This window comes from Bacillus sp. YH3-2-B2 (genome assembly GCF_053663335.1).
In genome coordinates this window covers 282,021-306,771 of the sequence record NZ_JBSJQE010000002.1, presented here as the reverse complement: position 1 = coordinate 306,771, position 24,751 = coordinate 282,021, and the positions used below count along the sequence as shown (strand labels likewise).

General features: G+C 47.2%; 27 protein-coding genes and 2 pseudogenes. 5 read left to right on the top strand and 24 right to left on the bottom strand.

Annotated elements, in window-relative coordinates:
* Window positions 1–6: 6 nt before the first annotated feature.
* The 6 genes from ACWJJX_RS06460 to ACWJJX_RS06435 form a co-directional block, all read right to left on the bottom strand.
* A complete protein-coding gene (locus tag ACWJJX_RS06460) occupies window positions 7–429 on the bottom strand; it encodes a YwdI family protein (RefSeq protein WP_015387535.1) in 423 nt (140 codons plus the stop codon).
* A gap of 58 nt (window positions 430–487) precedes the next feature.
* Window positions 488–1,171, bottom strand: coding sequence for a uracil-DNA glycosylase (locus ACWJJX_RS06455; protein WP_012118732.1), 684 nt, complete (start codon window positions 1,169–1,171; stop codon window positions 488–490).
* A 14-nt stretch (window positions 1,172–1,185) separates the two neighbouring features.
* The gene (locus ACWJJX_RS06450) at window positions 1,186–1,992 is read right to left on the bottom strand and encodes a glycosyltransferase family 2 protein (protein ID WP_094247918.1); all 807 of its coding nucleotides are present in this window, start codon (window positions 1,990–1,992) and stop codon (window positions 1,186–1,188) included.
* Window positions 1,993–2,076: 84 nt separating this feature from the next.
* A complete protein-coding gene (locus tag ACWJJX_RS06445; protein ID WP_094247402.1) occupies window positions 2,077–2,604 on the bottom strand; it encodes a hypothetical protein in 528 nt (175 codons plus the stop codon).
* A 44-nt stretch (window positions 2,605–2,648) separates the two neighbouring features.
* Entirely contained in the window at window positions 2,649–3,284 is a 636-nt protein-coding gene (locus ACWJJX_RS06440) for a permease prefix domain 1-containing protein (RefSeq protein WP_326998272.1), read from the bottom strand.
* The gene (locus tag ACWJJX_RS06435) at window positions 3,277–3,615 is read right to left on the bottom strand and encodes a PadR family transcriptional regulator (protein WP_003150960.1); all 339 of its coding nucleotides are present in this window, start codon (window positions 3,613–3,615) and stop codon (window positions 3,277–3,279) included. The genes ACWJJX_RS06440 and ACWJJX_RS06435 overlap by 8 nt, the downstream gene beginning before the upstream one ends.
* A 149-nt stretch (window positions 3,616–3,764) precedes the next feature.
* Between ACWJJX_RS06435 and ACWJJX_RS06430 the strand changes: the two genes are divergently transcribed.
* Entirely contained in the window at window positions 3,765–4,577 is an 813-nt protein-coding gene (locus tag ACWJJX_RS06430; protein ID WP_326361928.1) for a bifunctional hydroxymethylpyrimidine kinase/phosphomethylpyrimidine kinase, read from the top strand.
* Window positions 4,578–4,607: 30 nt separating this feature from the next.
* On the opposite strand, the gene ACWJJX_RS06425 is transcribed toward ACWJJX_RS06430, so the two are convergent.
* The 5 genes from ACWJJX_RS06425 to ACWJJX_RS06405 all read right to left on the bottom strand — a co-directional run bounded on the left by ACWJJX_RS06425 (window position 4,608) and on the right by ACWJJX_RS06405 (window position 9,151).
* On the bottom strand, window positions 4,608–4,883 hold the full coding sequence (locus tag ACWJJX_RS06425; RefSeq protein ID WP_046341456.1) for an LOG family protein: 276 nt from the start codon (window positions 4,881–4,883) through the stop codon (window positions 4,608–4,610).
* A 63-nt stretch (window positions 4,884–4,946) separates the two neighbouring features.
* Window positions 4,947–6,386 (bottom strand): sucrose-6-phosphate hydrolase, encoded by a 1,440-nt coding sequence (locus ACWJJX_RS06420; RefSeq protein WP_326998271.1) that lies wholly within the window; start codon window positions 6,384–6,386, stop codon window positions 4,947–4,949.
* The gene (locus ACWJJX_RS06415; RefSeq protein ID WP_046560135.1) at window positions 6,383–7,765 is read right to left on the bottom strand and encodes a sucrose-specific PTS transporter subunit IIBC; all 1,383 of its coding nucleotides are present in this window, start codon (window positions 7,763–7,765) and stop codon (window positions 6,383–6,385) included. The genes ACWJJX_RS06420 and ACWJJX_RS06415 overlap by 4 nt, the downstream gene beginning before the upstream one ends.
* Window positions 7,766–7,982: 217 nt before the next feature.
* A complete protein-coding gene (locus ACWJJX_RS06410) occupies window positions 7,983–8,813 on the bottom strand; it encodes a PRD domain-containing protein (protein ID WP_454022838.1) in 831 nt (276 codons plus the stop codon).
* A gap of 23 nt (window positions 8,814–8,836) precedes the next feature.
* Window positions 8,837–9,151: a hypothetical protein gene (locus tag ACWJJX_RS06405; RefSeq protein WP_003150952.1), complete on the bottom strand. Its 315-nt coding sequence runs from the start codon at window positions 9,149–9,151 to the stop codon at window positions 8,837–8,839.
* Window positions 9,152–9,676: 525 nt separating this feature from the next.
* Here ACWJJX_RS06405 and ACWJJX_RS06400 point away from each other — a divergent pair.
* Window positions 9,677–12,088, top strand: coding sequence for a S8 family peptidase (locus ACWJJX_RS06400; protein WP_454022837.1), 2,412 nt, complete (start codon window positions 9,677–9,679; stop codon window positions 12,086–12,088).
* Window positions 12,089–12,129: 41 nt separating this feature from the next.
* On the opposite strand, the gene ACWJJX_RS06395 is transcribed toward ACWJJX_RS06400, so the two are convergent.
* The 4 genes from ACWJJX_RS06395 to ACWJJX_RS06380 form a co-directional block, all read right to left on the bottom strand.
* A complete protein-coding gene (locus ACWJJX_RS06395; protein WP_454022836.1) occupies window positions 12,130–13,131 on the bottom strand; it encodes an LLM class flavin-dependent oxidoreductase in 1,002 nt (333 codons plus the stop codon).
* A 162-nt stretch (window positions 13,132–13,293) separates the two neighbouring features.
* Window positions 13,294–14,043: an oxygen-insensitive NADPH nitroreductase gene (gene nfsA / locus ACWJJX_RS06390; protein WP_021494748.1), complete on the bottom strand. Its 750-nt coding sequence runs from the start codon at window positions 14,041–14,043 to the stop codon at window positions 13,294–13,296.
* Between the two features lie 103 nt (window positions 14,044–14,146).
* Window positions 14,147–15,334 (bottom strand): FtsW/RodA/SpoVE family cell cycle protein, encoded by a 1,188-nt coding sequence (locus ACWJJX_RS06385; protein ID WP_007407709.1) that lies wholly within the window; start codon window positions 15,332–15,334, stop codon window positions 14,147–14,149.
* Between the two features lie 201 nt (window positions 15,335–15,535).
* On the bottom strand, window positions 15,536–15,994 hold the full coding sequence (locus ACWJJX_RS06380; RefSeq protein WP_024085944.1) for a GNAT family N-acetyltransferase: 459 nt from the start codon (window positions 15,992–15,994) through the stop codon (window positions 15,536–15,538).
* A gap of 293 nt (window positions 15,995–16,287) precedes the next feature.
* On the opposite strand from ACWJJX_RS06380, the gene ywcE reads away from it, so the two are divergent.
* Window positions 16,288–16,548, top strand: coding sequence for a spore morphogenesis/germination protein YwcE (gene ywcE / locus ACWJJX_RS06375; RefSeq protein WP_003150937.1), 261 nt, complete (start codon window positions 16,288–16,290; stop codon window positions 16,546–16,548).
* 43 nt (window positions 16,549–16,591) lie between these two features.
* Here ywcE and qoxD read toward each other — a convergent pair whose 3' ends face one another.
* The 4 genes from qoxD to qoxA are packed head-to-tail and all read right to left on the bottom strand — an operon-like array spanning window position 16,592 to window position 20,533.
* Window positions 16,592–16,960, bottom strand: coding sequence for a cytochrome aa3 quinol oxidase subunit IV (qoxD, locus tag ACWJJX_RS06370; protein ID WP_007614576.1), 369 nt, complete (start codon window positions 16,958–16,960; stop codon window positions 16,592–16,594).
* A gap of 1 nt (window position 16,961) precedes the next feature.
* Complete coding sequence (gene qoxC / locus ACWJJX_RS06365) at window positions 16,962–17,576, bottom strand: cytochrome aa3 quinol oxidase subunit III (RefSeq protein WP_003150930.1); 615 nt, start codon at window positions 17,574–17,576, stop codon at window positions 16,962–16,964.
* A gap of 14 nt (window positions 17,577–17,590) precedes the next feature.
* Window positions 17,591–19,540, bottom strand: coding sequence for a cytochrome aa3 quinol oxidase subunit I (qoxB, locus tag ACWJJX_RS06360; protein WP_012118743.1), 1,950 nt, complete (start codon window positions 19,538–19,540; stop codon window positions 17,591–17,593).
* 27 nt (window positions 19,541–19,567) lie between these two features.
* On the bottom strand, window positions 19,568–20,533 hold the full coding sequence (gene qoxA / locus ACWJJX_RS06355; RefSeq protein ID WP_014306059.1) for a cytochrome aa3 quinol oxidase subunit II: 966 nt from the start codon (window positions 20,531–20,533) through the stop codon (window positions 19,568–19,570).
* 502 nt (window positions 20,534–21,035) lie between these two features.
* Here qoxA and ACWJJX_RS06350 point away from each other — a divergent pair.
* Window positions 21,036–21,281, top strand: a complete 246-nt coding sequence (locus ACWJJX_RS06350) for a GlsB/YeaQ/YmgE family stress response membrane protein (RefSeq protein ID WP_003150926.1) — start codon at window positions 21,036–21,038, stop codon at window positions 21,279–21,281.
* A gap of 16 nt (window positions 21,282–21,297) precedes the next feature.
* Here the strand turns inward: ACWJJX_RS06350 and galT are convergent, their stop codons facing one another.
* The 5 genes and pseudogenes from galT to ACWJJX_RS06325 all read right to left on the bottom strand — a co-directional run bounded on the left by galT (window position 21,298) and on the right by ACWJJX_RS06325 (window position 24,176).
* Entirely contained in the window at window positions 21,298–22,839 is a 1,542-nt protein-coding gene (galT, locus tag ACWJJX_RS06345) for a UDP-glucose--hexose-1-phosphate uridylyltransferase (protein ID WP_454022835.1), read from the bottom strand.
* Window positions 22,829–22,930, bottom strand: a pseudogene (locus ACWJJX_RS06340) (galactokinase family protein); the annotation flags it as partial. The pseudogene ACWJJX_RS06340 and the gene galT, both read right to left, overlap by 11 nt.
* A gap of 38 nt (window positions 22,931–22,968) precedes the next feature.
* Window positions 22,969–23,034: pseudogene (locus ACWJJX_RS06335) on the bottom strand (galactokinase family protein); the annotation flags it as partial.
* A 52-nt stretch (window positions 23,035–23,086) separates the two neighbouring features.
* The gene (locus tag ACWJJX_RS06330; RefSeq protein WP_032857211.1) at window positions 23,087–23,473 is read right to left on the bottom strand and encodes a GtrA family protein; all 387 of its coding nucleotides are present in this window, start codon (window positions 23,471–23,473) and stop codon (window positions 23,087–23,089) included.
* A gap of 79 nt (window positions 23,474–23,552) precedes the next feature.
* The gene (locus ACWJJX_RS06325; RefSeq protein ID WP_003150919.1) at window positions 23,553–24,176 is read right to left on the bottom strand and encodes a TetR/AcrR family transcriptional regulator; all 624 of its coding nucleotides are present in this window, start codon (window positions 24,174–24,176) and stop codon (window positions 23,553–23,555) included.
* A 335-nt stretch (window positions 24,177–24,511) separates the two neighbouring features.
* Here ACWJJX_RS06325 and ACWJJX_RS06320 point away from each other — a divergent pair, with 335 nt between their 5' ends.
* Window positions 24,512–24,673 carry an anti-repressor SinI family protein gene (locus ACWJJX_RS06320; protein WP_070082557.1) on the top strand — a complete coding sequence of 54 codons (162 nt, stop codon included), beginning with the start codon at window positions 24,512–24,514 and terminating at the stop codon, window positions 24,671–24,673.
* Window positions 24,674–24,751: the final 78 nt, after the last annotated feature.

Here is a 24,751-nt window from a genome sequence, read left to right as displayed (position 1 = left end):
CTCCTGTTAAAAATCGAAAATGGAATCCCCGTTTCCGTCTTCCTCACGTTCGTCTTTCGCTTTTTTCTGATATTGGTTCAGCCCGGCGCTGCCCATCATTTTTTCAAGCAGCAGCGGGTCTGTCGAAGGAGACGCGGAAGGTTTCGGCGCCGCTTTCGGAATCGGATTCTGCACAGGCGCCGGAGCGGTGTGCGTCTGAGTGCCGAGCACGACATCACACAGAGAGCGGATGGCGGCCGCGTGCATTTTGACCTCCTCGGTGCGGGTCGCCGTTTTCGCCTGCCTCAGTTCTTCTTCCATCTTCTGAATTAAAGCAGAGATATGTATGTTCATGAGTAAATCCTCCAGCAGTAATTTGTCTTCTTCCTGCATTTTATCAAATTTCTGAGCGAATCGCAGAATGGAGTTTGTTATTTTTTCTGACGGCATACCGCCCGGAACGTCAAAAAAGACGCTTCCGCCGGGCGGAAGCGCCTCAAAAAACCGTTTATTGCGGCAGGTCGGGGATGCACCAATCGATCGGCTGCTCCCCCATTTTTTCAAGGGCGGCGTTTGTACGGGAAAACGGTCTGCTCCCGAAAAAACCGTTCCTTGCCGAAAACGGGCTCGGATGAGTCGATTCAATAATAATGTGTTTCGATGTGTCAATGCGCTCTTTTTTCATCTGCGCGTGACGCCCCCACAGGATAAAGACAATCGGCTTCTCTCTTTCATTCACCACATCAATGATGCGGTCAGTGAGCCGCTCCCACCCCTTGCCTTTGTGGGAATTGGCCTGACCGCGGCGAACCGTAAGCACTGTGTTTAACAAAAGCACTCCCTGCTTCGCCCAGCTGACGAGCGATCCGTGGTTCGGTACGGAGCAGCCGATATCGTCCTGAAGCTCTATGAAAATATTTTTCAAAGACGGCGGCTGTCTGACCCCGGGCTGAACGGAAAAACTAAGCCCATGCGCCTGTCCTGGCCCGTGATACGGGTCCTGTCCGAGAATGACCGCTTTTACATCCTCATAGGGCGTATAATGCAAGGCGTTAAAAATATCATGGCTGTCAGGATAAATCGTTTGGCTGCTGTATTCTTGTTTCAGCATCTCTCTCAGCTCTTGATAATACGGTTTGTCAAATTCATCTTTCAGCTGATTCCACCAGCTGTCTTTTAAAAGCTGTTTCAAACTGTCCGTCCCCCTTATGAACTGTGCAGTCTTGAATGGACGGGCTTTCCGTCCCACACAATGTCAGTCGGCGCCTCCCGCCTCTTCATGTCCGGCTCTCCAAGAAGAACCGCGAAGTTTTTCGTCGGGAGCTCCCCAAGCCCGTGCTTTTCGCTTAACCGGTCTAAGTACCGCTTCCGTTTGCCGCCGAGATCCGCGGACTGATTGCCGCCTCCCTCAAAAAACGCATATATGACGCTTGCGCAAGGAACACGCTTCACACAGTGCTGTTTCGCGGCGCGCAAATAAAAGTCCCAATCCCAATAATTATGGACATCCGGATCAAAATACCCTAACGTGTCATGCAGAGAACGTCTGTACATGCTGCCTGACGGAACGTACGTGGAAAATACCCGCATATCCGCATAATCCGCCGTATAGGCGAATGGCTTTCGTGACACCGGGTATCTCGTGCCGCCCCGTTCTTCAAATGACACAATTTCCGCGTCAGAATGGACAAAATCCGCATCAGCAAGTGCAGCCGCCATTCTTTTCAAATGGCCCGGCGTAATGAAATCATCATCATCGCACAGCATGATGTAATCACCCGACGCTTTTTTCACACCTGCGTTCCGCGCTTCCACATGTCCGGCATTCTGTTCTAAATCAATAATCTGAATCGGCAGATCGCTGTACAGCTGCTTCGCTTGTTCGACCGATTCCCCGGCATCATTTACGATGATGACTTCATAAGGCTTAATGGTCTGCCTGGAAATCGACTCCAGCAGTTCACACAAAGCCGGAATCCGATTATACGTGACTATGACAATTGATATATTCATGACCCGCTCCTTCTGCTTTTTCTCATGTTCTATTAAAACATAAAGCGGCGGAGAGATCAGGGGGGATTTTTGATTTCGGCCCATTCAGAAACAAATCCACGTCATCCCCGCCAGCAAAACCAGAATGATCAGAAGGTCTCCCCAAACAGTGCATACCGCCTTGGCATTAAGTCTGCCCGCCTCCATGGCATTCCAAAGTTTTGATTGATAAACAGGCACCAGCACCATCGCATAGCATGTGCACAAGCAGACAAAAGCCGGCGGGACAAGCGCACATCCATCCTCATGCCAATCATGAATCAGTTCCGGTATACTCACCCCGCTGTCAATGTACAAGTATAATATACCCGCCAGCGGAATGAGCGAGCTGATCTGCAGCTCGAAAAGTTTCACCTTCCACTCACGCGCAAACGAAACAGCCCAAATCCATCCCAGCGCATAAAACAATAGAAGAAGCAAAATACTGAAAACAACAAAAATAGCGTCTTGCATCCCATTCAGAAACATAATAAAAAGACTCACAACGGGCAATGCAAGAACCAAGCCGCAGACGGTAAATACGGTAACGGCTATTTGGGCGCACGCACCGTACATCCACGAACCTAATCTCATTTTAACACCCCTATATAGATTCCCTATGTATATAGTAAAAAAGATCAGGCAAGTCTCTGCCTGCCTGCGTAAAAACCTATTTTGCCGCAAAACGGAAAACATACCGTCACAACGGCGCATACTGCCGCAAAACTCGGTGTGACCGCCGAAGGAAACAGCCCAGCCGGAACCAGATTGAACAAAAAGACAAACATAAAACATAGATTCGGCACCATTGAAGCCCATACCGTCCGCTCAGCAAGCTTTTTGCCGCCTGCCCCGAACTCTTTGCCAGCTTGATAGCCGATTTGGAACCAATACAGCACATAACCGATCATAATCAGCCATACTGAAACGGAAACCCCTTTCCACAGCGCGTCAACTGCGGGATGAACCCTCCACGCGTGCATCATCGTAATCATCGCCCCCATCACAAAAAGACCGCAGTTGCAGAACAGATAAAAGAGCATAAAAGTCCGCGCGGGAACCGCCGAAGCTTTTTGAAAAGCAGAGATAATCTCAGACGGAGTCCCCACTTCCCGCAGAATAAGCTCCATCGCTTCGCTTTCGGTTTTGCCTTTTTCCAGATGATCACAAATGGCATGATGAATATGGCTTTCGATTTCCTTTAATAATTCACGGCTTCCGGCCTTGCCTTCCAGCCCTTTTCTGATTTCCCGCACATAAAGGTCCTTATCCATTCTGCCCGCCCCGCTTCAGCATCCGGTCCATCAGAGCGGAGAACAGATTCCATTCCTTCGTCCGTTCGGCTAGAATGTTTTTTCCTTCATCGGTGATCCGGTAATATTTTCGGTCGGGCCCTTTGGTCTGCTTTTCCCAGTAAGAAGAAATATAGCTTTGGCGTTCAAGCTTATGAAGCGATGGGTACAGCGTGCCTTCCTTCATTTGCAGTTCATTCCCGCTTCTTTTCTCCATTTCTTTCACAAGTTCATACCCGTACATGGGCCGTTCATTCAGCAGCGTCAGCACCAGAATGACCGTGCTTCCCTTTACAAGCTCCCTGTTGAGCATTTATTTTCTCACCCTTACCTAGTAATCTTATGTAGGTATTGTACGCACATCCCCCGGGGCTGTCAAATCATTCCTCCAAGCCTTCCGTATTGTGATCGGGAGAAAATCTAACTATAATGAGATATAAAACACTGATGGAGGCCATTGATATGTCAATGCACAAAGCACTTACTATTGCCGGTTCTGATTCCAGCGGCGGCGCGGGAATTCAGGCCGATTTAAAAACATTTCAAGAAAAAAACGTATACGGAATGACGGCTTTGACCGTGATCGTAGCGATGGACCCGGAGAACAGCTGGGATCATCAAGTATTTCCGGTTGATGCCGATACGATTCGCGCACAGCTGGCGACGATTGTTGACGGAATCGGCGTAGACGCCATGAAAACGGGAATGCTCCCTACCGTGGAGATCATAGAGCTTGCGGCGAAAACGATTAAAGAAAAACAGCTGAAGAATGTCGTTATCGATCCTGTCATGGTCTGCAAAGGAGCGAACGAAGTGCTGTATCCGGAGCATGCCGAAGCGCTTCGCACCCAATTGGCGCCGCTGGCAACCGTCATCACGCCAAACCTGTTTGAAGCAAGCCAGCTGAGCGGTATGGATGAATTAAAAACGGTGGAAGACATGAAAGAAGCGGCCAAGAAAATTCACGAACTCGGCGCGAAATATGTATTGATTACAGGCGGAGGCAAATTGAAACATGAAAAAGCGATCGACGTGCTGTATGACGGAGAAACCGCGGAAGTATTAGAAAGCGAAATGATTGATACACCTTACACGCACGGAGCCGGATGCACATTCTCCGCCGCCGTGACGGCCGAACTGGCCAAAGGCGCTGAAGTGAAGGAAGCCATCTATGCGGCAAAAGAATTTATCACTGCGGCAATCAAAGAATCTTTCCCGCTGAACCAATACATCGGACCGACTAAACATTCGGCGATGCGTCTTAGCGGAAAATAAAATAAAATTCCCCCTCATGATCGAGGGGGATTATTTCATTTTTTTCGCGGATGACCGCAAAAACATCTCAATCGATTGCACAAACAGCGCATATTCCTTCATCTGTTCATATGTATGCCTCAGCCGATCACTCCATTCATTGTGCGGCTCAGCCCTCTTGAGCATGCGATTCAGCTGAAGCAATACTTCTTTATATTCTTCCCGCTTATCTTCCACTTGCTCTGCGGCTTTGACAAGTAAACATTTCGGCGTCATCTTCTGATTTTTCAAAACTGAGAAAACAACTCCTTTTATTCCTGGAATCATAGGCTTTCGTTTGAAGAATAGCACAGATGGCATAGGTTTCACATAAGAAAAAAGAACGATTTTCTACAAAAGTGTCCAAATTGAGGCATTTATTTCCGTTTTTCCAACCGAAGTGACGGTTACGTCATCATTTCCCGGGAAAGGAAAATATCTGGCGCTGAATACCTCTTCTCCATCATTCAAAAACAATTCAATGGAGGATGCATCCAGAAAGAGCTGCACGGAATGCAGCTCGCTGATGGCGCAGCATCTCTTTTCTTTTTCTTCTCCGCTGAAAGCAGTGCGCTCCAGCACAGCCAGCCCCTCTTCCTGATGAAATATAAACCGGGCCGCGCCCCGAATTGAGATTTCAAAACCGGATTCGCAAGTGATGTCTTCCAGCAGCACTTCAGCCCGGGACGCATCTTTCACCGGGAGGCTTACAGACGAGCAATTCAATTGAAGACGGCGCTTTTGTTCATCCCTGCGGCGGGATTTCATTTCCGGGAGCGGGCGCTGTATGATTCTGCCGTTGGACAGTGACAGCTGTCTCGGCATCGTTAAGCAGTGAATCCAGTGATACGCATGTGTCGGATGTTTGTCCTCATGCTGATCCGGAACGCCCATCCACGCGAACAGAATCCTCCGTCCCTTATCATCTTCCAGCGTCTGCGCCGCATAAAAATCAAATCCTCTGTCAAGCTCCGTAAATTCACCATGCTTAAATTCTGGCGGCTCTGTATGCAGCCTACCGAGGAAATAGCCCGCCTGGTGGCTGTTATGATATTTTATCCCGTCGGCTTCAAGCCCCTGCGGACATACGAGCAGCACGTCGGTTCCGTCAAGGGAAAACAGGTCGGGACATTCCCACATATAGCCGAATGACCCGAGACCGCCCGAGTCCGCCCCCGCAATCGAACCGAGAAACGTCCAATCCGTCAAGTTCTCTGATGTGAACAATACAGCGCTTCCGGTGAGCTTTTCTGTCTGCGCGCCGAGCACCATGTAATACGCCCCGTCCTTCTCCCACACCTTCGGATCACGGAAATGAGCGGTATAGCCTTCCGGGAGACGCGCGACGACTCCTTTTTTATCAAATACGATCCCGTCTTCGGATACGGCGAGGCATTGATACGTTTCCCGATTTCCTTCTCCGTCACGGACATTGCCTGTGTACATCAGGCAGAGCCGCCCGTCTTTTTCGATGGCGCTTCCGGAATAACAGCCGTTTTTGTCATACCACTCACCCGGCGCAAGCGCGATTTCTTCCTCTTTCCACTCAACGAAATCCTTCGTCGTCACATGCGCCCAAAATTTCGCGCCGTGCCCCGTATGAAATGGCTGCCATTGAAAAAACAAGTGATATACGCCGTTCCATTGGATCACGCCGTTAGGATCATTTAAAAGCCCGACCGGCGGCATAACATGATAGTTCTGGCGGTATGGATCTGACGCGGCTGTTTCTTGCCGCTTCTTTTTCGCTTCCTCAGCCTGCAGGCGCAGCTCTTGATCCGGTGTCCTCATTTGACGGCCTCCTTTTCTTTAGCTCCCATAATGTAAGCGGCAATAAACGCCGAAACAGAGGCGATGCCCATTCCGATCAGATAGTTTATAAGATTTCCTAAACCGAGCGGAGCCGTGATGGCAATCATCGGAATTCCGGTCAGACCGTAAGCATTGGCTGCGACACCGGTCACCACGACATAGGCCCCTCCCAGCGCTCCGCCGATCATTCCCGCGATAAACGGCTTACGGTACCTTAGGTTCACACCGAAAATGACTGGTTCGGTTACGCCGAGAAAAGCGGAAAATGCGGCAGGCAGGGCGATTTCTTTCATTTTCGCTTTTTTCGTCAGGAAAAATACAGCCAGTCCCGCCGCGCCCTGAGCGACATTCGCCATCGACCAGATAGGAAGGATATAGTTTCTGCCCAAATCAGCGATGAGGCCGGCCTCAATCGCATGAAAGCTGTGATGCACACCGGTAAGCACAATAAGCGGATAAAGACCGCCGAAAAGAAGTCCGGCAACAATGCCCGCATGATCATACACATATGTCAGCGAGACGGTAATGCCTGATCCGATTGCCCTGCCAAGAGGACCTATTGCGATAAAGGTGATAAATCCTGTGACAATCACCGTGACAAACGGGGTGACCAATAAGTCGAATGCGTGAGGCACAATTTTTCTCGTGCCCTTTTCCACTTTGCTCATAATGTAAACGGCTAACAGTACGGGGATGACCGTCCCTTGGTAGCCGAGCAGCGCAATGTCGAAGCCGAAGAGCTGCATAAAATCAGGCGATGCATCCGCAAGCCCCCACGGATTCAATAGCGCCGGATGGATCATAATCCCCCCGAGCACGGCACCGAGATAGGCATTGCCGCCAAATTCCTTCGCCGCACTGAACCCGATGAATACGGGCAGGAAGATAAACGCCGCGCTTGAAAACATGTCTAAAAGCTTAAACAGCGATGATTGTTCAGACACCCAGTGGAAAGCCTTCATCATGCCGAGCAGCCCCATTAAAAGTCCGCTTGCCACGATAGCCGGAATGATGGGAACGAATATGTTAGACAGTGTTTTCGCAAATCTTGCGGCCGGATTCAGCTTTTTTTTCGCCGCGTCCTGATGTGTCTCACGATCCTCCCGCCCCAAATCGGCTTCTTTTGAAAAAGCGTCATACACTTTATTCACAAGGCCGGTGCCGAATATAATCTGATATTGCCCCGAGCTGCTGAAAGCCCCTTTTACTCCTTCTGTCTCTTCAATATCGGCCTGGCTGATCTTCTGTTCATCTTGAATGACGAGCCTGAGCCGTGTGGCGCAATGTGTCGCGCTGATGATATTTGATTTCCCTCCGATATGTTTGATAAGCTGTTTTGCCGTTTCTTGATAATTCATGATGTATCCCCCTTTCTAAAATCAAAAAAGACCTAAAATTCGCCAACGAAAAAGGTCAGCATGATCCCTTTTTCATGTACGCAAATTTTAGGTCTTGCCTGCATTACCAGTCACAATCCCGCCGATTCAGTTTTTTAATGCGCTTTCATTTTATTTCATGATAGCGCTTTCGTCAATATGTTTTCAAAAAAAAAGTCTGTTTCTCGAAACAGACGCGTTATTCCGGGTTTTTTTGCAGACGCTGGACATGCAGCGTAATATAGCCGGCCTCGGATTCCGGCAGTTCCAAATCATATTCATTTTTTAAAAACGCCGCCAGTTCAAGCGCACACCGATAAGCAAACGGATACTTTTTTTGGATGAAATAAAGCATCTCCTCGTCCATGGAATTGAGTGCTTCATTTGAGTCCAACCGGCTGACCGCATACCGTAAGTGCGTGACGAGGCGCTGATAGGAAATACTGTCTTCATCCACCTTCTGTTCGAAAAAGGATTCGATCTTTTCGATCATTTCTTTGATCATGGTTGTATGCTTCATCGCCGAATACATGCTTTTGGCATCCGCCTTGGCAGTATGGATATGAAGCGCGATATACCCCGCCTCATCATCAGGCAATGATATACCGAGGGTTTGTTTCACGTGTTCAACCGCCCAGCGGCCGATTTCATATTCTTTTTTATAAAGCGCCTTAATTTCATGAAGCAATCGGTTATGCACCTGAAGGCCGTTTTGAATCCTTTCGATCGCAAAGGATAAATGGTCCGCCAGCGCAATGTGGATGTGATCGTTCAAAGGTGCCGCAAGTTCTCCCTCCGCATGGCTGATGATATCTTCAGCCGCCTCTATATGCTCTTCGGGAAGCGTTTCTAACACTTGTTTGAACTTTTCATTTTCGTCGTGCACGACAAATATTTTTTCAATTTTATGTTTTTGAATCACATCATTTTTTCTCTTTTGAAAAGCGATTCCGGGACCCATTACGATCTTTTCCCGTCCGTCTTCTTTTATTAACGCCGCATTGTTATTTAATACTTTGTCTATTCTCAAGAGGTTCGCTCCCGTTCATATGTTTAGTGGGATTGTACCCTCTTTTTCATATGATGTAAAGGTGCCGGACCCGCGCGCTCCCGTTTCGGCAATTCTTTGCGGACAGGCATCCATCGATTTTTATCCAGCCTGCCGCGGGCCGATTTCGTTTCATCGGTCAAATCCGCCGATCGGACACGGCTCACAAACGAAAAAGCCCCAGCCGTCCGCTTCGCTTTCTTATGATAAGCCGCTTGGTTTCCGTACACGGCGGCTAATGGATATCTTCCGTTACCCGGCGCCATCCAGTTCATCAGAAAGACCATCCACACCCGTAAAGATACTAGCAAACGTTTCATTGCAAATCATCCCTCCGCTTCTTTTTGACAGACAGCTTGTTCGCAGGCCTGTTTTTCTCTCCGCTTTAACGGAAAAGGCGGCCGATCCTTCTCCGCTAAAAACTAGCGGGTCTAGCAACCCTATGACTCAATGATAGACGCGGCCGGGCGAATTGTTTGTCACAATATGAGTGAAAAAACAAACTAGTTTTCAGAAGTTTTGTTGAAAGCTGATGGAAATGACCTGAAAAATGGAAAAGCCGATAAAAAAAGTTATACACACCTTATCCCTTGGTTAAGCACAGCTTAAACACAGGGTATATCCACATATCCACAAACTCGATCTATATTTTGTATAGGAACACTCGTTCCCAACAATATATATACACAATTTTATTCAGTTATACACAGGATTCTGTGTATAACTCCCTCCTTATTCACAGACCAATTTCCATAAATGAGTCATATGTCACAAGGATTATTTTGAATTTTCAAGAAATATATACTAGATTTCTAATTTAGATAAAGAAAAAGGGGGAAACACGATTGAAAAAAGGAATCATCCGTTATCTGCTTCCGGCTTTTGTCTTATCCTTTACCTTATCCACAAGTTCACAGGCTGCGCCGGCTTCAAAACCGCAAACTCCTGATCTTGAGAAGGCTGAGGTGTTCGGTGACATTGATATGACCACCGGCAAACAAACGACAGTCATCGTCGAGCTGAAGGAAAAGTCACTGGCGGAAGCAAAGGAACTCGGCAAAGCACAGACAAAAAGCAAGCTGAAAAGCGAACGCTCAAAGGTGAAAAAGAAAGCGCTCAAAACCATTAAACACGGAAAAATCAACAGGGAATATGAGCAAGTGTTTTCCGGCTTCTCCATGAAACTCCCGGCAAATGAAATCCCGAAACTGCTGAGTGATCAGGATGTCAAAGCGGTTTATCCGAACGTCACCTATCATACCGATCAGCTGAAAGATAAAGACATCACCCTATCTAAGGATGCCGTGTCTCCGCAGATGGATGACAGCGCGCCTTATATAGGGGCAAATGACGCGTGGAAGCTCGGCTATACGGGGAAAGGCGTCAAGGTTGCCATTATTGACACCGGTGTCGAATATAAACACCCTGACTTAAAGAAAAATTTCGGACAATATAAAGGATATGATTTTGTGGATAACGATTACGATCCTGAAGAAACGCCGTCCGGTGATCCGAGAGGCGCGTCGACTGACCACGGAACTCACGTCGCGGGCACGGTAGCGGCAAACGGAACGATTAAAGGCGTAGCGCCGGATGCTACACTCCTTGCCTACCGTGTGCTCGGTCCGGGCGGAAGCGGAACAACGGAGAACGTCATCGCCGGCATTGAACGCGCCGTACAGGACGGAGCGGATGTCATGAACCTTTCTCTCGGCAATTCTGTGAATAACCCAGACTGGGCGACAAGCACGGCGCTTGACTGGGCGATGTCAGAAGGCGTCACGGCCGTTACATCAAACGGAAACAGCGGACCGAACAATTGGACCGTCGGCTCTCCGGGAACGTCCAGAGAAGCCATCTCCGTCGGAGCGACCCAGCTGCCGCTGAACGAGTACGCCGTCTCCTTCGGTTCCTATTCCTCAGCGAAAGTAATGGGCTACAACAAAGAAGATGACATAAAAGCACTGAATAAAAAAGAAACAGAGCTCATAGAGGCGGGTATCGGAGAGCAAAAGGATTTTGAAGGCAAAGATCTGAAAGGAAAAGTCGCGGTCGTCAAACGGGGCAGCATCGCCTTTGTGGATAAAGCAGACAACGCCAAAAAAGCGGGCGCGATCGGTATGGTTGTGTATAACAATGCCCCGGGAGAAATTGAAGCCAACGTACCGGGCATGTCCGTGCCGACGGTTAAGCTTTCATCAGAAGACGGCGAAAAACTCGTCAGCCAATTAAAAGCGGGCGGCACAAAAGCGACATTCCATTTATCCGTCGCTAAATCGCTCACTGAACAAATGGCAGACTTTTCGTCACGCGGCCCGGTTATGGACACGTGGATGATTAAACCTGACGTCTCCGCTCCCGGCGTAAACATCGTCAGCACCATTCCGACCCATGATCCGGCCGACCCGTACGGCTACGGATCGAAACAGGGAACGAGCATGGCTTCTCCGCATGTAGCCGGCGCAGCTGCCGTCATCAAGCAGGCCAAACCGAAATGGAGCCCGGAACAAATAAAAGCCGCTCTCATGAACACGGCGGAAACCTTAACGGACGCGGACGGTGACGTATACCCGCATAATGCGCAAGGCGCCGGAAGCATCAGAATCATGAAGGCGATCAAAGCAGACTCCCTTGTCGCCCCGGGAAGTTATACTTACGGAACGTTTATGAAAGACAAAGGCAATGAAACGAAAAAAGAAACCTTTACGATTGAAAACCAATCGTCCATCAGAAAATCATATCAGCTCGAGTACTCTTTCAACGGCACGGGCATTACCGTTTCGGGCACAGACCGGGTCGTGATCCCCGCTCATCAAACCGGAAAGGTCAATGCGAAAGTAAAGGTCAATGCCAAAAAAGTAAAGGCGGGCACCTATGAGGGAACCGTCACAGTGCGTGAAGGCGGAAAAACAGTCGCAAAAGTGCCGACGCTGCTGATTGTAAAAGAGCCGGACTATCCGCGCGTAACGTCAATCGACGTACAGGACGGCACAACGCAGGGAACCTACCAAATTGAAACCTATCTTCCGGCGGGAGCCGAAGAGCTTGCCTTCCTTGTATATGACAGTAATCTTGACTTTGTCGGCCAAGCCGGCATCTACAAAAAGCAGGATAAAGGCTATCAATATTTCGACTGGAACGGCAAAGTCAATGGTGACACCGCTCTGCCGGCAGGAGAATATTATATGCTGGCCTATGCCGCGAACAAAGGGAAATCAAGCCAGGTGCTGACTGAAAAACCTTTTATCATTGAATAACCGAACAACCCTGCTGGAGCATCAGCAGGGTTTCTTTCTGATTAATCGGCAAAAGCTTCTCGAAGCAGACGGTATGACTGAAGTTTATCTTCAAAATGATGAGTAATGGTTACAGCCATCACTTCTTCTGTTCCGTATGCTTTACTGAGAGCCAGAATCTGTTCTTTCACTTGCTGCTTCGTTCCGATGATCATCCGATTCCGATTATCGGCAATTCGTCTTTGTTCATACGGTGTATACGCATTGCCGCGGACGGTTTCGTAAGACGGTACGCCGTGAAGCGGAATCCCCTGTTCACCTGCAAGCAGCGTATAATCCATGACAGCCGCGAGTTCCTCCGCTTTCTCCTCCGTATCCGCGCACAGTACAAACACCGCCACGGCTGTTTTTGGTTCTTTTCCTAATACAGAAGGTTTAAATCTGCGCTTATATTGTGCTGTCGTGCTTTCTCCGCCTTCTCCATTAATAAAATGGGCAAACATATAGCCTGCTCCCATTTCTGCGCTCAGAAGCGCGCTTTCCCCCGAAGAACCGAGAAGCCAGACTTCCGGCGCCGTCTTAATAAGGGGTGATGCGGTCAGATTCGGAAAACGGTGATTGTCATCAGCTGCATCATGCAAATACATCGCCAGCTCACGAAGCTGCTGCGGATATTGATCAGCATTACGCTTCCCTCCGTCATTCAGCGCCCATGATGCGATCGGCATTCCGCCCGGCGCTCTCCCTAATCCGAGATCGATTCTGCCCGGCGTCAACCCTTCGAGCACGCGGAAATTCTCCGCCACTTTATATGCGCTGTAATGCGGAAGCATCACACCGCCTGATCCTACCCGAATGTCATTCGTTTTCGCCGCAATATGGCTGATCAGCACTTCAGGGCTTGAGCCCGCCAACAGCTCTGAAAAATGATGCTCTGACACCCAAAACCTCTTATATCCGAGCTTTTCCGCCTCCTGCGCCAGTCTTACTGTATTCCGCAGTGCACTTTCCGCAGAACACCCTTCTGATACAGGAGATTGATCCAATATACTTAATGAAATCATCACTGTCACCTCATCAACATCGTACCACTGCTAAGCCGTTTTTTCTTTCTGTATGCTTATAAGCATCCCTGATGATAAACATTTATATACCTTGTTCCATTTTGTCGAAATATGTTACACGTGAAACATAAAAAACCTCTCCCGGTCAGGAGAGGTTTTTTCTTAATTCTTTTGAAAACCTTTATCTTTTACATATTGATTTAAATAGGTTCTCGGTTTTTGTTTCATGAACTGCAGGATTTGATCAGACCACGTTTCAACCCGCTTGCCGTTTGTCCGTTTATCATAATAATCGGAAATGGTTTCATCATATTCCTTCATATAACTGCGGAAGTTTTCTTCATTCGTATCGTACGTGTTTTCATGATATACGGCTTGTTTCGGCAGGCGCGGCTTTTGACCGGACGGATGAGCGGGATGACCGACTACCAAGCCGAACAGCGGCAGCACATGGTCAGGTGTACCAAGCACTTCCGTCACCTGATCAAGTTCATTTCGAATGCCTCCGATATAACAAATGCCAAGTCCCATTGATTCCGCGGCAACACTTACGTTTTGTGCGGCAAGTGCGGCATCAATAACGCTGACCATAAACATTTCCGTATTCTCAAGAAGCTCGGTAATGTTTTCGCCTTTTTCCTCAGCAAGTTTTTTATGACGGTACAAATCAGCGCAAAACACAAACAAGTGCCCGTTATTTTCGACGTAAGGCTGGTTTCCGGCCAGTGCCGCCAGCTTCCGCTTTTTCTCCTTATCGGTTACGCCGATGATGGAGTAAGCCTGCACGTAACTGGACGTTGACGCCGCCTGGGCGCTTTTCACTAATGTATCTATCTCTTCTGCTGTCAGAAGCTCGTCAGTAAATGATCGGATCGACCGATGATTAAGTATGGTTTCGATGGTATTGTTCATATATAAAGCCTCCTTCTCTATATATCATATCCGAAAGAGTATCATGCCAAAAGTGAAATGCTCTAAACAAAAAAAGACAGCCCGAAAAACGAGCCGTCTCACATTAAGAATTGAACAAGTAGCTTTTATATTTCGTCAGCTGCACACTTGCGTTATATACGATCCCGAAGCTGATTAATGTAGAAAGCACCGAGCTCCCTCCATAGCTGACAAACAGCAGCGGAATACCTGTAACCGGCATAATGCCGATATTCATCCCGATGTTCTGGAAGGTGTGAATCACGATAAGTGCAGTAAATCCGACGCAAAAAAACGCGCCAAATCGGTTAAACGCATGCAAGCGGTCAATCAGCACCACAAGCCTGTAAATTAAAAAGAAAAACATGACAACCGCAATGGCGCAGCCTAAAAACCCAAAACTTTCACCCAAAATCGCAAAGATAAAGTCAGTCTGTCCCTCAGGTACGTACACTTTCAGATTATGAACACCGTTTCCGGTAATGCCGCCCGATCCGATCGCCATAACGGCCTGATCCACCTGCCAGCTTTTATCGCTCTCGGCCTGAGTCGTTGCCGCACTGGAGTCAGACATCCACGATGTAATCCGGTTAATTTGATAATCCGCAATACCGATCGAATTCGCCACATGGGGAAATTCAATTACAAGCACTAAGAATAGGCCAAGCACAAGCGCGGCCGAACCGCCGATGATGGTGATCAGCTTCCAGTTTACACCTGACATAAACACCATCACCATAACGATAAACAGACAGATCGCACCCGTTCCGGCATCCTGCAAAACGATCATCCCGATCGGAATAACCGTCCATGCCGCAATTTTCAAAAGCAGATTCACATCTTCCCGAAGTGATCTTTGATCCTTCGGGCCCGCCTTCGATATAATGGACGCGACCATCATCATAATTCCTATTTTCGTAAACTCAGAGGGCTGGAGGGTAAAGTTTCCGATTTGAAACCAGCTCTTCGCTCCGTTTTTAATCGGCGCGATGGATTCCGGCGCCACACGCAGAAGGAGCAGCGACAGCACGCCGGCAATCAATACATACAGACTCAGTTTCTCAAGCTGCTCTAAATCAAAGTACAGCAATAATCCGATGAATCCCGCACCTATAACATAGAAGACAATCTGCTTCATCCAGGCACTGCCTCCATACTGCCCGAACTGTCCGGCCGCATAAATCGCCGCAACACTAATTATTAAAAACACACCAAATATAAAAATCAAATCCCCCTGATAATAGGGATTTTGCTGTTTCTTATATCGACTCATTCTATCCCGCCTTACATTTTCATCGGAAGTCACTATTGTTTATTATACATGAACACCGTTCAAGAAAACATGATGAGGTTGCTTCCTTTTTATTTTTTACGGTTTGGGGACTACACGACATATGACGTGTCAGAAAAGGAAATGTTTCGGTCATGATGAAACTTTTCCGATAAAAAACCCCTTCTCGTCAGAAAAGGGGTTTCAGTCTATGTTTAACGTCATAAACAAGCTGTTCGGGTCCTCTTTATAATGTGCAAACGGATCACAATATTGAAACCCTGCTTTTTCATACAGGCGTCTGGCGGGGAGAAAAGCCTCCATAGAACCGGTTTCTAAGCTGATCCGCTGATAGCCCCGCCGCCTTGCTTCTTCAAGCATATGGCGGAGGATCCGGTTGGCTGCGCCTTTTCTGACATGATGCGGAGCCGTTTTCATTGATTTGATCTCACCGTGCCGGCTGTTTAGCTCCATTAAGGCGCCGCAGCCGAGCAGGACGCCGTTTTCCCTCGCACTCCAAAACGTAACGTCAGGCTGACGCAGCCGGTCCGCATTGAGCGCGTGTATACTTTCCGGGGGAGAATGCATGGTCATGCTCTTCAGATGCTCCTGCAAAAGCGCAATGACGTCCGGCGCTGTGACATCGTCTTTTGTTATGTCCACTTCAAAACCACCCTTGCTGTGCATGTTTTCTTTGAACATAGCAAAGGTTCACAGCCTGTGCCATTCCCTTGTCCGGAAATGTGACAGGGTATTTGACCTTTCCGGTTTCTTGTACCTATCCAAAAATGAGGCAATAGTTGCAATACAATTCTCGAAAAAGCGGTATCAAAAATTGGAAAACATGGTATAATAATTGTAACAAAATGTTCAAAAAACGACCACAAAACAGACACATTTTATTCTCTGTATTTCATTTTGGAAACGCTCCCATAAAATGAAAGGAGACATGTAAGATGGACATGTTTTTTGCTTATTTACTGGTCGCAAGCGCAACACCCCTCTTTATCTGGCTGGATAACAAAAAAGTCGCTCTTTCGGCCATACCGCCAATTATTCTCATGTGGGTTTTCTTCTACTTTTACGCAACCAGCAGCCTGTCCCCTCTCGGCCACACACTCATGATCATCCTGTTTGCCGTCAACGTCATCGTTGCCCATATCGCCGCCTTTATCATTTACGGCCTTCCGCGCCTGCGCCGGAGAAGAAGCCAATAAAGGCACAAAAAACCCTCTTCGCCTGAACGAAGAGGGTTTCTTTTTATTCCTGATGTTCGGAATGATGCTTCGCACCGCCAGGAGGGTTTCCATCCATATGGTCCCCGTGATGGTAGTGCGCCGCAAAGATCCAGATGGAACCAAGGATGATAACAATCGCTCCGAAAAATCCGAAGAGCGTGTTTCCGACTTGAATTCCGCCGTTTTCGCTTTCTGTCATGTGCATGAACATGAGAAGCTGAAGACCGGCTTGGATAAATGCGAATCCGAAAATGATCCACAGTTTTGCTGATGAGCTTAAATCCGTATATACCGCAACCCAAAGGGCCAGCAGGGTCAGAATAATAGACAACGCAAAACCTACGATATGCTTCCACGGAAAGTGGCTGTGTTCAGCAGATTTGTTTGCCATATTATAGTCCCCCCAATCCGATGAGATAGACGCCTGTAAAGATGAAGATCCAAACAACGTCTAAGAAGTGCCAGTATAAACTTGAGATAAAGATTTTTGAAGACGTCTGCGGCGTTAATCCGCGTTTCTTCAATTGCAGTAAGATGCCGGCAATCCAGAAGATACCGATCGTTACGTGCGTTCCGTGCGTTCCCAGAAGGACGAAGAATCCAGACCAGAAAGCACTTGTACCGAGAGATGCTCCTTCATGTACATAGTGGATGAACTCGTTAAGCTCACATCCGACGAAGCCCGCACCGAGAAGAAGCGTAATGATCGTCCAAATGACGACGCCTTTTAAACTTCCGCGACGCATTTCATGAACAGCGATCCCGCAGGTGAAACTGCTGATCAGAAGCAGGAATGTCATGATCATGACAAGCTTCACTTCAAATAATTCAGCCGGTAAGACTCCTCCTGCTGTTCTTCTTTGAAGAACGAAGAAGGTTGCAAATAGTGTTGAGAACAACACAATCTCTGCCCCTAAAAAGATCCAAAACCCGAGAATATTGAGTCTGCCGGTTTCAGATTGATATTCCATAGGCGCGTTAGAATTGCCGTGTTCTGCATGTTCCATAAATCACGCCTCCTTTATTCGGAAATCTTTCTTTCCGTCTCTTTTATTTCTTCAACAGGTATATAGTAGCCATTGTCATATTCAAATGAACGAAGCACCATGCAAAGCAGAATGCCGATCAAGCCGACAATGCCCATCCAGAACCATTCAAACACAAGTCCGAAGCCTGCAATACCGAACGCCACTGACATAATAAGCGGTCTTCCGGAGTTGTGCGGCATATGGATTTTCTTGAACTTGCTTTCCGGATGAATATCCGTTTTGTCTTCTTTCAATTGCAGGTACGCATCTTGAGATTTCACTTCAGGAAGCACCGCAAAGTTGTAATGCGGCGGAATCGCAGATGAAGTCGCCCACTCAAGCGTACGTCCCACGCCCCATGAATCTCCGCTGATCTCGCGAGTAGAGTAGCGGAAGCTGTAGTAGATGTTGTAGCAAAGGATTAAGAATCCGACACCCATCATGAAGGCTCCGACAGTTGAAATAAAGTTTAATGCAGTCCATCCGTCATTCGGTCCGTAAGTGTAAATACGGCGAGGCATACCTTGCAGCCCCAAGAAGTATTGAGGGAAGAAACATACATTAAATCCGATCATAAAGATCCAGAAGAACCATTTTCCGATTCTTTCGTTCAGCTTGTGGCCGAACATTTTCGGATACCAGAAAATAAATCCTGCGAAACATGCAAATACCGTACCCGCGATCAGCACATAGTGGAAGTGAGATACGAGGAAGTACGTATTATGGTATTGATAATCCGCTGCAGCCATCGCAAGCATAACCCCTGTTACCCCGCCGACAACGAAGTTCGGGATAAACGCGAGCGCCCACAGCATCGGTGTTGTAAAACTGATCCGGCCTTTATACATCGTAAAGAGCCAGTTAAAGATTTTAACCCCGGTCGGAACCGAAATCGCCATCGTTGTAATCGAGAAGAAAGAGTTAACAGACGCACTGTTCCCCATTGTGAAGAAGTGGTGGGTCCATACAAGGAAACTCAGGACGGAAATGGCGATAATTGAGCCGACCATCGCTTTGTAACCGAATAACTGCTTTCTTGCAAACGCTGAAATAATTTCAGAGAAAATACCGAATGCCGGTAAGATAACGATATATACTTCAGGGTGTCCCCAAATCCAGAACAAGTTAGCCCAAAGCATCGGCATACCGCCGGCTTCCAGCGTGAAAAAGTGAGCGCCGAACAAACGGTCAAATGATAACAGCGCCAATGCCACTGTCAAAACAGGGAAGGCGAATACGATAATAACCATTGTAATCAGCGTCGTCCATGTGAACATCGGCATACGCATCAGCGTCATGCCTTTTGTACGCATTTTCAGGATCGTCACCATAAAGTTGATACCCGTCATCAGCGTACCGATACCGGCAATCTGAAGACCGAGCAGGTAGAAGTTCTCACCAGGCCCGGGACTCATATCGTTGCTTGCCAGCGGCATGTAACTCGTCCAGCCTGCGTTCGGAGAACCTCCGATAACGAAAGAAATATTGAAAAGCATCGCACCTACAAAGAACGTCCAGAAACTCAGGTTGTTCAAGTAAGGGAATGCTACGTCGCGCGCACCGATCTGCAAAGGTACGACAACGTTGATCAGACCGATTAAAAACGGCATCGCCATGAAGATAATCATGATCGTACCGTGAGTCGTAAAGATCTCATTATAGTGGTTTGAGTCTAAAAAACTGTTATTAGGAAGCGCTAACTGGGCGCGCATCATCAAGCCGTCGACCCCGCCGCGGAACAGCATGATAACAGCAGAGATAATGTACATGATTCCAAGTTTCTTATGGTCTACAGACGTCAGCCATTCAGACCAGAGCCATTTCCACTTTTTGAAGTATGTGAGTACAACGATGATAGCGATAGTGGAAAGCGCAATGGAAACTTGTGCGCCCAGAATTAATGGGTCACCTGTTACAAAAAATTCATCCCATCTCAATTTCATTCGGGCTTCCTCCTTTCTTGTTCAATTTCAATCTTGTTTATCGTCGGATACTTTAAATTCGTTTTTCTTTACATCTTCCCACGGGTCTGTTTTAGAGTGCGGTGATACGGCTTTGTAGCCAAGGCGTTTGCGCGCCTCCATCGCATATTCGGCATCTTGGCCGTGGTCAACGTATTTTAAGTGTGTAGAAGAGAACGTTAATTTTCCGACATTCTCCGGAAGCATCAGTTCGTCATACTTCTCTTTCGTCAGCTTTGGAGAATCGCTTTGGGCTTTTTTCACCCAGCTGTTAAAGTCTTTTTGCGTAACAGCTTTTACGTTGAATTTCTGGTCGGCAAAGTGTTCGCCGGTGAAGTTCGCGTTGCGGCCTTCATATGTTCCCACTTTGTCAGCTTGTAAGTATTGATCCATCAGCATTCCCGCCATCGCGTATTTTTGTCCCCCAAGCTGAGGAATCCATAGCGATGCCATTGAATCTGCTGAAGAAATTTTAAATAAAACCGGACGGTCTACAGGAATGTTCAGGTAGTTAACCGTCTCAATATCCTGCTCAGGGTAGCTGAATACCCATTTCCAGTCTACCGAAGTAGCATAAACAACAAGAGGCTCTTTATCCTTTGTCGCTTCAGGCGCTTTTTCTAACGAATATATCGTCTGTACGGTAGGCACAGAAAGTGCAATAACAATTAAAATTGGGATCACTGTCCAGACTACTTCTAAGAACGTGTTACCGTGCATCTCGGGCTTGTAATTTCCGCTGTCTTTGCCTTTGCGGTCGCGGTATTTCACTAAAATGATTGTAAATAGTACGAATACGACGCCGACAATGAACAGCATAAATCCGATTGACAAGAGAATCAGATCTTTCTGCTGGTCTGCTACAGGTCCTTTCGGATCTAAAACGGAAATGTCGCTGCATCCGCCCAGTACGAAAACAACAGCCAACATCGCTAATAAAAGTAACGGTTTAAATGCTCTGAACAAGAAGATCACCATCCTTCCTATTGATGTAGTGAATCTGAAATGTACTTTCTCAAAATCTTTTCTCTATCTACCTTGTTATGCTATCAAAATCTGCCCTTATTAGCTTTATTTTTTTCTAAAGTTCATCTTTTTTTCGACCTAATGTCACAAAATCGTCAAAAAATGCATGAACTTTTTCCACTTGCGTAAATCAAACATAAAAAGTTTTAGATCATTTAGCATATATAGAGAAAAAAGATAGCGAGAACGAATAATACCAAATAAAGGTTTACCATAATAAAAATCGCTGGTCAACAAAAAGTTTCATTTTGTTAAACATTCTACAAAAGAAATATTTTTTCCTTTGCTCACACCTTTTCACACGGTTTCCATTTTAACGCAACGCATTGTGAAAAAAAAGACCGGAACGCGCCTTGATATGTTCATTATAAAAAACGCATTCATATGTTTAATATGGACAAAACGAAGGAAACATATAGGCATAAATAATAAAAAATAGGAAGTGATATTTATGGGTTTTATCGTATCTCTGATTGTCGCTATTATTATCGGCTGGATCGGAAGTTTATTTGTAAAAGGCAGTATGCCCGGGGGAATCATCGGGTCAATGATCGCCGGTCTGATCGGCGCATGGATCGGGCACGGACTGCTCGGCACATGGGGTCCTCACCTTGCCGGCTTTGCCATCATTCCGGCAATCATCGGAGCTGCGATCGTGGTATTCTTATTCAGCCTGATCGCCAGAAGCAGAGGATAAAAAAAAGCCTCGTCCCTTATGGGATGGGGCTTTTTTCCGGTAGAGCGCCCAAATGGCGGATAAACCGCCGGAAAGCCGCTCTGCCTTCTTCTGTCTGTTTAAAGACGCCGGCATGCTCCAGTATCCGCGCAAAGGCATGGCCGATTTCCTCTTTCAGAATCTGTTCCGCGTTTTCTTTCGTTACCTTCCGCTTATGCAGCACACTGAGCGCCCAATCTTTATGCTTTGCCGCAGAAGGGTCTGCCGTTAAGACCGCCTCCGGGTCCGGTGAGCACAGCGCTTCAGCCGTGTATTTCATTTCTTGTTCAAGGCGGCCCGGCAGAATCGCAAGCCCCATTACCTCAATCAGTCCGATATTTTCTTTTTTCAGGTGATGAACTTCCTGATGGGGATGAAAAATTCCCAGCGGATGCTCATCAGAGGTGCGGTTATTTCTGAGGACGAGATCTAATTCGAATAAACCGTTTCTCCGCCGGGCAATCGGCGTAATTGTATTGTGCGGTGTTTCTCCTGAACAGGCGAGGAGATCAGCCGCCTCATCGGAATAACCGCGCCATGCCCGCAGGATGGCATCCGCCGCGCCGGAAAGCTCAGACGCGCTCTCGCTTTGCAGGCGGATGACCGACATCGGCCACTTCACAATTCCCAGCACCGTTTTCGGATAGTCAGGCAGCCTGTACCGGCTTTCTGTCTCCGCCAGCGCCATCGGGAATTCATAATGGCCCCCCTGAAAATGGTCGTGGCTTAAAATACTGCCGCCGACGATCGGCAGATCAGCATTGGAACCGAGAAAATAATGAGGATACTGGCTGACGAACGACAGCAGCCGGTCAAACGTTTTTTTGCTGATCTTCATCGGTTCGTGCCGGTCTTTCAAAACGATGCAATGCTCCCGGTAATACACATACGGAGAAAATTGCAGAAACCACTGCTCATCGCCGAGAATGACCGGAATGACACGAAGGTTTTGACGCGCCGGGTGATCCGGTCTCCCCTCGTACCCGACATTTTCTTTACAAAGAACACATCTCGGATAATCGGATTGAGGCTGCTCTTTGGCAGCGGCAATTGCTTTCGGATCTTTTTCCGGTTTTGAAAGGTTGATCGTGATGTCCAGCTTTCCGTAAGCCGTCTCAGCCGTCCACCCGACATTCCGCTGTATTCTGTCCGAACGGATATAATACACATCCTCTGAAAATCGGTAAAACGCCTTTGTCGCCTGCTCCGGCCCGTGCACCGCCTTTGTTTCTTCAAAACGACGGACAATCTCGGACGGCTGCGGGGCAAAACAGCCCATGATCTTCGCGCTCAGCAGGTCGCGATAGGTGTCTGTATCGGCTGCAATCCGGCCCGTTTCTGCCGCCCATTCATAAATCGGGGCCAATATGTCCGGCAATGATGCCGACGATTCATTTTCTTTCTGTTCTGAAGCCTCCGGATGGGTAATATGCAAAGTTTCATATAAACGGTTTCTTGTATATTCAATATCAAGAAATGAAATCAGCTCTTTTTGCAATCCGTACCGGATTAAACGTTCCACGTGCCGCTCAATTGCCATCGTCATCCCCCTTTAGTTCTCTCGCTCCGGCTCCGATATCCGCCGTGTAAAAGTCAGCTTTTCTCCCTGTCTTCTCCTCATAGCGGGCCCCGTTAGCTCTCCGATGAGATTCACTCTGCCGGGCGCAAAGAAAACGCGCAGGCCCTCCGATTCTCCGAATACATCAGCAAACGCTTTCTTTATTTTGTGCTTCATACGCATCCCCTTCCACCATTACACTTTCCCCCCGGGGCGCGGAAAAAAACCGTTATGACACGCCCTCTTCTTTCGCTTTTCTGAAGACAATCCACTTGCTGGCCGCATAGTTGACGACTACGATAATGACGTTATCGGCGATTTTCGCCAATGTTTCGTTCATATGAAATTGACTGACCAGAAGAATCATCATGGCGAGATCGATGGCGAGAGACAGCACCCGCACGCTGAAAAAGGCCGTTAATTCTTTCATCAGACTCCGCATCCCCGCGGTCTTTTGCTGAAAGACATACCGTTTATTCGTAACATAAGCAAATAGAACGGACAGAATCCAAGCGGCGACAGTCGCCGCCTTGTAATCCATCTCAAATGCCGACGTCAGAATGTAAAAACTGACGATATTCACGATGGTCGTGAATATCCCCATAATGATATACATCATAATTTCTCTGTAGCGCATGGCAGTTCCTCGCTTTCTGAAAGACTTTTCTAAACCTTTTGTCAAATCAAGAAGAACGTTACCCTGATTTTCTGCCGCTGACAAAAACATAGAGCGCGTCAAACATGCTGCGGAAAGTAACCGGCCTTCCCAGCACATTGGATTGCTTAATCATCCCGTCGATGAGCGCGCACATCATGTTAGCGGTATGCTCGGTATCTATATGGTCTTCTATTAAATTTCTCGATTTGAGCCAATTTATGTACATGGTGCTTTCTTCTATCCATAACTTATAAAGACGGATATAAGCTTCATATTCACTGACGACTTTGTAAGTAGGCATATGAACGGCAAAAGACACAACATTCCAGGCAGGCTTGCTGTTTACAAACCGCATTAACAGGCTGGCCGCGCTTGCCGCGGCTTCACAAAGCGTCAACGGCCGCTCTGTTTGCTTTTCTAATTCGTCGAGATAGCCAGTGATGATCCTTTTTTTAATCTGACGCCTCTCTAACAAATGCTTCAGAAAATCTTCCTTGCTTTCAAAATGAACGTAAAACGCCCCTTTGCTGAAACCCGCCGCTTTACTGATGTCATCGATTGAGACTGAATCGTAAGCTCTTTCAATCAGGAGATGAAGGCCTGCGTCAATAAAACTTTCAAATGTTTCTTCTCTCTTAATTTGAAATTTGTTTTTTTTCATTTTTTACCCCAGCTGTTTGATCATTCACTTTATCTTACACCGAATCATTCTTTTGCGGTATTTTTTATGCAAAAAGAATATGCTATTCGACGTTTTGAGGGTAAATATTAATAGGTCATATGGTTTATTTTTATTTGCATACTATCCAGTCAGTATTTATTTGTTTATTATTATATGTAAGAATTCTTGAAGGATTTTGGTTATTTCAGTCATTTTCTTAGGGAATAGGTAGGTGAATTCATCTTCAATTTGGGATTACCGGCCAACTATGTGTGATATTTGTTATACATTGGCTGCTGTAGCTGGGCAAATCAATTTTTCAATTGGAGGTTCTTATGAAAACTCATGTAATGAAAGATATAGATCAAGATTGGCAATTGTTAATTCAAGAGGCTAGAATCATGGGTTTGAACATTGACGATGTGAGGCGCTTCTTAAATACTGAAAAAGCGGTGAAGAAAAAAGCACCAATGAAAAACACCATCCGCCAGCGGTAAGATTACAGGCGGATCCTTTTACTATATGACCTGCCACAGTCCGCCCGCACCCGAGTTTTCAAAGGAACACCCGCAATA

What these genes read in the sequence shown, in the direction of transcription:
- ACWJJX_RS06320 (WP_070082557.1), top strand. Translation starts at nt 24,512, where the DNA reads ATGAAAACTCATGTAATGAAAGATATAGATCAAGATTGGCAATTGTTA.
- qoxC (WP_003150930.1), bottom strand. Translation starts at nt 17,576, where the DNA reads ATGGAACATGCAGAACACGGCAATTCTAACGCGCCTATGGAATATCAA.
- ACWJJX_RS06425 (WP_046341456.1), bottom strand. Translation starts at nt 4,883, where the DNA reads ATGATTCCAGGAATAAAAGGAGTTGTTTTCTCAGTTTTGAAAAATCAG.
- ACWJJX_RS06430 (WP_326361928.1), top strand. Translation starts at nt 3,765, where the DNA reads ATGTCAATGCACAAAGCACTTACTATTGCCGGTTCTGATTCCAGCGGC.
- qoxB (WP_012118743.1), bottom strand. Translation starts at nt 19,540, where the DNA reads ATGAAATTGAGATGGGATGAATTTTTTGTAACAGGTGACCCATTAATT.
- ACWJJX_RS06395 (WP_454022836.1), bottom strand. Translation starts at nt 13,131, where the DNA reads ATGATTTCATTAAGTATATTGGATCAATCTCCTGTATCAGAAGGGTGT.
- ACWJJX_RS06385 (WP_007407709.1), bottom strand. Translation starts at nt 15,334, where the DNA reads ATGAGTCGATATAAGAAACAGCAAAATCCCTATTATCAGGGGGATTTG.
- ACWJJX_RS06440 (WP_326998272.1), bottom strand. Translation starts at nt 3,284, where the DNA reads ATGGATAAGGACCTTTATGTGCGGGAAATCAGAAAAGGGCTGGAAGGC.
- qoxD (WP_007614576.1), bottom strand. Translation starts at nt 16,960, where the DNA reads ATGGCAAACAAATCTGCTGAACACAGCCACTTTCCGTGGAAGCATATC.
- ACWJJX_RS06325 (WP_003150919.1), bottom strand. Translation starts at nt 24,176, where the DNA reads ATGAAAAAAAACAAATTTCAAATTAAGAGAGAAGAAACATTTGAAAGT.
- ACWJJX_RS06460 (WP_015387535.1), bottom strand. Translation starts at nt 429, where the DNA reads ATGCCGTCAGAAAAAATAACAAACTCCATTCTGCGATTCGCTCAGAAA.
- ACWJJX_RS06330 (WP_032857211.1), bottom strand. Translation starts at nt 23,473, where the DNA reads ATGTATATCATTATGGGGATATTCACGACCATCGTGAATATCGTCAGT.
- ywcE (WP_003150937.1), top strand. Translation starts at nt 16,288, where the DNA reads ATGGACATGTTTTTTGCTTATTTACTGGTCGCAAGCGCAACACCCCTC.
- ACWJJX_RS06420 (WP_326998271.1), bottom strand. Translation starts at nt 6,386, where the DNA reads ATGAGGACACCGGATCAAGAGCTGCGCCTGCAGGCTGAGGAAGCGAAA.
- galT (WP_454022835.1), bottom strand. Translation starts at nt 22,839, where the DNA reads ATGGCAATTGAGCGGCACGTGGAACGTTTAATCCGGTACGGATTGCAA.
- ACWJJX_RS06350 (WP_003150926.1), top strand. Translation starts at nt 21,036, where the DNA reads ATGGGTTTTATCGTATCTCTGATTGTCGCTATTATTATCGGCTGGATC.
- ACWJJX_RS06435 (WP_003150960.1), bottom strand. Translation starts at nt 3,615, where the DNA reads ATGCTCAACAGGGAGCTTGTAAAGGGAAGCACGGTCATTCTGGTGCTG.
- ACWJJX_RS06415 (WP_046560135.1), bottom strand. Translation starts at nt 7,765, where the DNA reads ATGAATTATCAAGAAACGGCAAAACAGCTTATCAAACATATCGGAGGG.
- ACWJJX_RS06445 (WP_094247402.1), bottom strand. Translation starts at nt 2,604, where the DNA reads ATGAGATTAGGTTCGTGGATGTACGGTGCGTGCGCCCAAATAGCCGTT.
- ACWJJX_RS06450 (WP_094247918.1), bottom strand. Translation starts at nt 1,992, where the DNA reads ATGAATATATCAATTGTCATAGTCACGTATAATCGGATTCCGGCTTTG.
- nfsA (WP_021494748.1), bottom strand. Translation starts at nt 14,043, where the DNA reads ATGAACAATACCATCGAAACCATACTTAATCATCGGTCGATCCGATCA.
- ACWJJX_RS06405 (WP_003150952.1), bottom strand. Translation starts at nt 9,151, where the DNA reads ATGAAACGTTTGCTAGTATCTTTACGGGTGTGGATGGTCTTTCTGATG.